The organism is Methylocystis sp., from assembly GCF_051061225.1.
GTDB lineage: Bacteria > Pseudomonadota > Alphaproteobacteria > Rhizobiales > Beijerinckiaceae > Methylocystis.
On the sequence record NZ_JBPFEB010000150.1, the window covers coordinates 1 to 5,673 of the forward strand.

Below are 5,673 nucleotides of genomic sequence, written 5' to 3' on the forward strand. Positions count from 1 at the left end.
CTCAACGACGTCGTGCGAGCAGCCTGCGAGTTCACCGACGCCATCGCCAGGGAAGCGGGCGTTGATACGACGGTGCGCTTCGAAGCGAAAGACGATTTGGTCGTGATCAACAAGGTGCAGATCGAGCAGGTGGTCGTCAACTTGAAACGCAATGCGATCGACGCCATGCACGGCTGCCAGAAGCGCGAGATGATCGTGTCGACCCAGTCTGTTGAAGGAGACATGATCCGTGTCGATGTCGCCGACACGGGTCCCGGCCTGGCGGAAGATGTCAGGTCGAGACTGTTCCAACCCTTTACGACGACTAAGCCGCACGGGCTAGGTGTTGGTCTGTCGATTTCACGTTCGATCATCGAAGACCATCACGGAAAGCTGTGGGCCGAAGATAACCCTGGTGGAGGAACCATATTCAGCTTCGCGCTGCCACTGCCGCGAACATGATTTTCCAAGACCTGCGCCAAGGGGGTTGGTAGCCGCCCTAACCCAGACCGATTAGCCCGGGTTGGACCGCTCAGTGTTGGTCCGCGAGCACGATGAGCAGGACGCATCTCGTCCCCGGCCGCGTCAGCCAAACTCGGCGAGTGGATTTCCTTAGAGCCCTCGACCTCCACCGTGTCGAACGCGCTGCCTTCCGCCTCCGCGCCCTCCTCATCCTCCAGCCCAAGCAGGTCGTCGAGCGCAGCTTCGACGCCGTCGTCGGCGTCTCTTTCTCCAGCGCCGTCGAGCTCTCGAGCTCGGGCAGATCGCGCAGGCTGCCGAGCGCGAACACTTCGAGGAAGCGGGCGGTCGTCACCCAGGCGATCGGCGCGCCAGGCTGAGGGGCGTGGGGCCCGGGCGCAATGATGCCGGCGCTCTTCAAACGGCCGAGGATGTCGCGGCTGATGTCGTGACCGGCCAGGCGGGAAAGCTCGGCGCGGGTGATCGGCTGCCGATAGGCGATGGCTGCGAGCGCCCAGCATTTTGAGTTTCGTGAAAGACCGCGGCCCCGCATGCGTTGTCCCACAGGCCGGGTTTCAGAACCCCGCCTCGAAACGTAGTGGCTAGCCATAGCAATATCTCATGGGTTTGGAGAAAACGGTGTGGGGAATTTCTGTCCGGTTGCCGCGTGAAACATTTCCTGCCACGATATCGGTCAAGCGGGCAGGCGGATTTCGCAAGAATTCGCACGCCCTTCTGGAGGGGCATTGGAATGGGGCTGGCGACGTTTGTCGCGCGAGGTTTTTCGGTCGCGGGGATCGTTGCGATCTTTTCACTCGGCGCGCTAGGTGGCGGAGCCTCCGCCGCGTCGGAGATCGCAGTGCTGCCACAGGCCGGCCGCTCAATCTTTCTAAAGGCCTTCGCGGAGGCGCGGCGTGAGATCCGCATTGAAATCTGCGTTCTTGAGGATCCCGAGATCCTCGCGGGCCTAAAACAGGCGCTTCTGCGGGGTGTCCGCGTCCGCGCCGTCGTGGACAATGGCAAATATCAGGCGCTGCAAGCCGAGCAGGCGAATCTCGCAACCTATCTGACCGCTGCAGGCGGCGTTTTCCACCTGAGCAATCCGATCTTTCCCAGGAGCTTCCCGAAAGTCATTCTGATCGACGACCGCAAGGCACTCATCGGTTCGGCCTGCCTCGATACGACGACATTTCAGCAATACAGGGATTATGAGTATTTGACCGGCGACGCCGCGCTGATCCGGGCGCTCTCGGAATTGTTTGAGAACGACTGGCGCTTCTCGTCTACGCCCGACCTCATCAGCCCGCCTTTCAATCCCACGCCACGCATCTACGATCCACGCCTCGCCATCGGCCCCGTGAACGCCGGCGCGCAACTGACGAGCCTTATCCAGAGCGCGCAGAGGAGCCTTGACGTTACGAGCGAATTGCTTGGCAACGCGGCGCTTGAAAGCGAGCTGGTCGCTGCCACCCTCCGGGGCGTCCGGGTCCGGCTCATCTCTCCCGTCGCCGTGAACGGCGCCACGCCGAAAATTGCGGACATGCAAACCGCCTCACTGATGAAATTAAAAGCCGCAGGGATATCGGTGCATGTCACCGGGCCCACTGAAAGCTTTCAGTCGCCCTACATGCACGCACGCAGCATGGTTGTTGATCAATCACGTTTGTATATTGGCTCCATCAGCTTCTCGCCTGACTCCTCGACCTTCAATCGTGAGGTGGGGCTCGTAATAAACGACGCTGGAATTCTCGCAGTCGTCAGTAGCCGATTCGAACTTGACTACCAATTCGCAAGCCATCCTTATTGACCAGCGGTGGAATCACACGCGTCAGTTGCCCGGTTTACTGAGAAGCTTGGGGATCGCACGCAATCCATCGTCTTTCTTGCGCGCCGACATCGACAGCCTGGCGCTGGTTTGCGGCGAAGAGGCGTGAGTCGAGGATAGGCCTCGCGCCCCGGCGGCTTCCGTGCCAGCAAGGCGCGTTCCCGATGAGTGGCCGGGTGTTTGGTTAGATCGTCGATGACGACGAGGGCATGGCCGCCGTGGTCGCGGAAGTAATCCCGCCATGGTAAAGCTCGAGAAGGGCAATCCACTGCGGTTGGGGCGCACTGGACGCCGGCGACGAAGATCGTGCGTTCAGGCGGCGCGCGCATTGCCTGGAGCACGCCGTGCGCGAATAGCCGGACATAAACTGGCTCGCCGCCGTCGGAGCCGTGCAACGCCTAAGATACCGGAAATGATGAAAAGCCTTCGCCGACTTTCTGAAGGAGAGCCTTGGCGCCGCGGCGGCACAATATGCGTCGACGACGCCATTGTCTTCATTGGCCGCGTCTGCTGCTCGGATGTTTTCCGCCTCGAAGGAGTTCCAGCTCTATTCCAAGGGGACAACAAGGGGCTCTGGAGGGAGGATCTCGAACCAACCGCTAGCCGTGTCGATAACTCGGCCTTCGGCAACTGAGGTAGGCTCCGCGAGGTCATTAGGAAAGCGGCGACTGAGGATGAACGCCCCGTCCGCTGATTGGTGGCGGGGCGTCGCCCACTGAAATTCAGCGGTCGACCGAGGACGCGCTCCCAACCTCTCGCGTGAGGTGGAACTTGGAATAGTCGATCCACGTGCCCCCCGCCAATATCCCATCGCACGATGTCGACATAATCGCGGTCGAAGAGGACTTGTTTCGCTTGATAACCTTTACGCGCGTGTAGAAATTCGCTCGATCTCTCGACAAGCCCGTTCACCGTGACGACGAAGCTCCTTCCGGTAGCAGGAGGCCAACATTGTGGGCCGATGCTGGAGAGTTTCGCAATTAAAAATCATGGCCTTGGTGGAAATGCATTGCTTAAAGAATTCAAACGGCCGGCGAAGGGCGACGCCCCCCCAGTTTTGCGGCTGAAGCGACATGAGAGACCCTCAAACATGAGAATGTTATAGCCGATTTTCTTACGCTTAATGTCTGTCCGATAAGGAATCGCGTATTCTCAACCCAAGATGGCTCCCGACCGACGTGGCAAAGCTGGAGGCACCGAGATGCCGACCCGAAGAAGTCTTCTGATCAACGCGACGGCGTTCGCGGTCGCAGCGCCGCGAGTGTCCCTGGCGGAGGAAGCGCCGCCAACGATCCTCAAGCTACGGCGCCGCACGATCGAAGTGAACAGAAAACCCGCCTCACTCCTTGGGATTGAGCGAGACGGCGGCGTCCAAGGGCTCAGAATGCGGGTCGGCGACCGATTTCGCGTGCGCGTTGAGAACGAGCTCGAGGGGCCTAGCCTCGTTCATTGGCATGGAATGACGCCACCCTGGCGTCAGGATGGCGTGCCCTTCATCTCCGCGCCTCCCATTCCGCCCGGTGGCAGCGCCGACTATGATTTCCCCCTGACGTTTGGAGGCACCTACTGGATACATTCTCATTATGGCTTGCAGGAACAGTCGCTGATGGACACTCCGCTGATCATCCTCCCGCAGGAGGGCGGCGATGATCGGCAAGACATCGTCATCCGCCTGAACGATTTCAGCTTCACGCCGGCAGAGGAAATCTTTACTTCCCTCAAAGGACGTGAAAAGACGCCGCCCGCCAAGAACATGAGTGCAGACTCAATGGGCTCAAAGTCTATGAGCACTATGCCCATGCCTTCGGCGGCGCCGGACTTAAATGACGTCAAATATGACGCCTATCTCGCCAATGGACGCACGCTTGACGACCCGGACGTCGTCAAGGTGGAAAGCGGCGGACGCCTGCGCCTGCGCATCATCAATGCTTCGGCGATGACCAATTTCCATGTCCATCTCGGCTCGCTCGACGGGACTTTGGCCGCTGTCGACGGACATGACGTGGTGCCCCTGAGCGGGAGCCGGTTCCCCATCGCCTGCGCCCAGCGGCTCGACATTCTGCTAGATTTGCCGAAAGGCGGCGGCGAGGCCTTCCCGGTTTTCTTTATCGTCGAGGGCGAGCGGCGCCGCGCTGCTGTGATCCTCGCCCTCCCTGGCGCTTCAGTCGGGCGGGTCGAAGAATTTGCAAAGGAGCCCTCTGCGCCGCTCGAGCTGACCCTGGAAACCACGTTGCGCGCCGCTTCGCCGTTGATCGAGCGCAAGGCGGATCGCGTGATTCCCGTCGAACTTACGGGCGATATGGCGCGCTATGTCTGGTCGATCAACGACGCGGTATGGAATAAGAAGACGCCTTCTTTCCCGGTGAAGCCCGGCGAACGGGTCGAGCTCGCGATGACGAACCGCACAATGATGTCTCATCCCATGCATCTGCACGGGCATGTTTTCCAGGTAGTGGAGATCGACGGGCGGCGATTGTCCGGCGCGATGCGCGACACGATACTCGTGCCCCCAAAGGCCCGCGTCACGGTCGCCTTCGATGCGGACAATCCGGGCGTCTGGGCTTTTCACTGCCATCTGCTCTATCATGCGCAGGCTGGCATGTTCTCGACCATTCACTACCAATAGATCCATTTGTCGCGAAACAATAATAGGCATATGCGATCTTCTTCAAGGGCAGCTACGCCATCCATGGCAGCAGCGGACGCAGTCGCTGGGACGACCGGTGTCACATGGATGCGTCCGGCTGTCGCCTTCCCACGCAGCTACGCTCTATCGAATCGTTAAGGCCGAGGGCGCCCATATATCGGTGACTGGAAGACCTTCGATTCATGCCTCCGCGGGCGATGAGTCGAGCGCGGTCTGAATGATCTCAGATACGGGGCGCCGGCGCTGTCTTCGGCATAGGGGGGAACCTGAATCACGCTCAAGCACGCGGTCGGCTATAGGACGCGACTGGGATGGGCGTGCGTTACCTTCAAAAGCCGTTTTGTGGGCGGCAATAAGGCCGGTAGCTCGCTTCCAATTCTCCAACTGCAAAGCGATGCCAGCTCCGCTGTTAGCTTTGCCATTGCTTTTCTCCGTGTTCATCGCCAAGGCTCTTTCCGGCCCGAGAATTTGCCGGAGCTGCTTCCGGATAGGCGCCACCCAAAGCGACATGGAAGTGGCGCCGCAGGGCGTCGTTGCAGCCGCAGGATACGCGCTCCAGCCTCGTTCGATCCAGAACGCGCACGCTCCCGCGCCTCGTTTCGATAAGGCCCTTCGCCCTGATCGACTTGATCACCCGGGTGAAATAACTGCGGCCGATCCCCAGCATTTCCGCCAGTTGATCCTGAGTCAGAGACAGGCTCTGCTCGCCAGTGCGATCCATGGCCGCAAGCAGCCATTTTGCCGTGCGTTGTTCGATGGTGTG

At 60.2% G+C, this 5,673-nt stretch carries 7 protein-coding genes; 4 read left to right on the forward strand and 3 right to left on the reverse strand.

Annotated features, from left to right (window positions below):
• On the forward strand, positions 1-441 hold a 441-nt coding region (locus ACR652_RS26190), incomplete at its 5' end, for a sensor histidine kinase (protein ID WP_434509414.1).
• 70 nt (positions 442-511) lie between these two features.
• Here ACR652_RS26190 and scpB read toward each other — a convergent pair.
• On the reverse strand, positions 512-1,048 hold the full coding sequence (gene scpB / locus ACR652_RS26195) for an SMC-Scp complex subunit ScpB (protein ID WP_434509415.1): 537 nt from the start codon (positions 1,046-1,048) through the stop codon (positions 512-514).
• A 141-nt stretch (positions 1,049-1,189) separates the two neighbouring features.
• Between scpB and ACR652_RS26200 the strand changes: the two genes are divergently transcribed.
• Positions 1,190-2,245: a phospholipase D-like domain-containing protein gene (locus tag ACR652_RS26200; protein WP_434509416.1), complete on the forward strand. Its 1,056-nt coding sequence runs from the start codon at positions 1,190-1,192 to the stop codon at positions 2,243-2,245.
• On the opposite strand, the gene ACR652_RS26205 is transcribed toward ACR652_RS26200, so the two are convergent.
• Positions 2,239-2,592: a hypothetical protein gene (locus ACR652_RS26205; protein WP_434509420.1), complete on the reverse strand. Its 354-nt coding sequence runs from the start codon at positions 2,590-2,592 to the stop codon at positions 2,239-2,241. The genes ACR652_RS26200 and ACR652_RS26205 overlap by 7 nt on opposite strands.
• A gap of 833 nt (positions 2,593-3,425) precedes the next feature.
• Here ACR652_RS26205 and ACR652_RS26210 point away from each other — a divergent pair.
• Entirely contained in the window at positions 3,426-4,889 is a 1,464-nt protein-coding gene (locus ACR652_RS26210) for a multicopper oxidase family protein (RefSeq protein WP_434509417.1), read from the forward strand.
• The gene (locus ACR652_RS26215; protein ID WP_434509418.1) at positions 4,849-5,127 is read left to right on the forward strand and encodes a L,D-transpeptidase family protein; all 279 of its coding nucleotides are present in this window, start codon (positions 4,849-4,851) and stop codon (positions 5,125-5,127) included. Before ACR652_RS26210 ends, ACR652_RS26215 begins: the two co-directional genes overlap by 41 nt.
• A 192-nt stretch (positions 5,128-5,319) precedes the next feature.
• Here ACR652_RS26215 and ACR652_RS26220 read toward each other — a convergent pair.
• The coding region (locus ACR652_RS26220; RefSeq protein ID WP_434509419.1) for a Crp/Fnr family transcriptional regulator at positions 5,320-5,673 on the reverse strand (354 nt) is incomplete at its 5' end.

Bases quoted from the DNA above. Each gene is read 5' to 3' on its own strand.
- scpB (WP_434509415.1), bottom strand. From the start codon at position 1,048: ATGGCTAGCCACTACGTTTCGAGGCGGGGTTCTGAAACCCGGCCTGTG.
- ACR652_RS26200 (WP_434509416.1), top strand. From the start codon at position 1,190: ATGGGGCTGGCGACGTTTGTCGCGCGAGGTTTTTCGGTCGCGGGGATC.
- ACR652_RS26205 (WP_434509420.1), bottom strand. From the start codon at position 2,592: ATGCGCGCGCCGCCTGAACGCACGATCTTCGTCGCCGGCGTCCAGTGC.
- ACR652_RS26210 (WP_434509417.1), top strand. From the start codon at position 3,426: ATGGCTCCCGACCGACGTGGCAAAGCTGGAGGCACCGAGATGCCGACC.
- ACR652_RS26215 (WP_434509418.1), top strand. From the start codon at position 4,849: ATGCGCAGGCTGGCATGTTCTCGACCATTCACTACCAATAGATCCATT.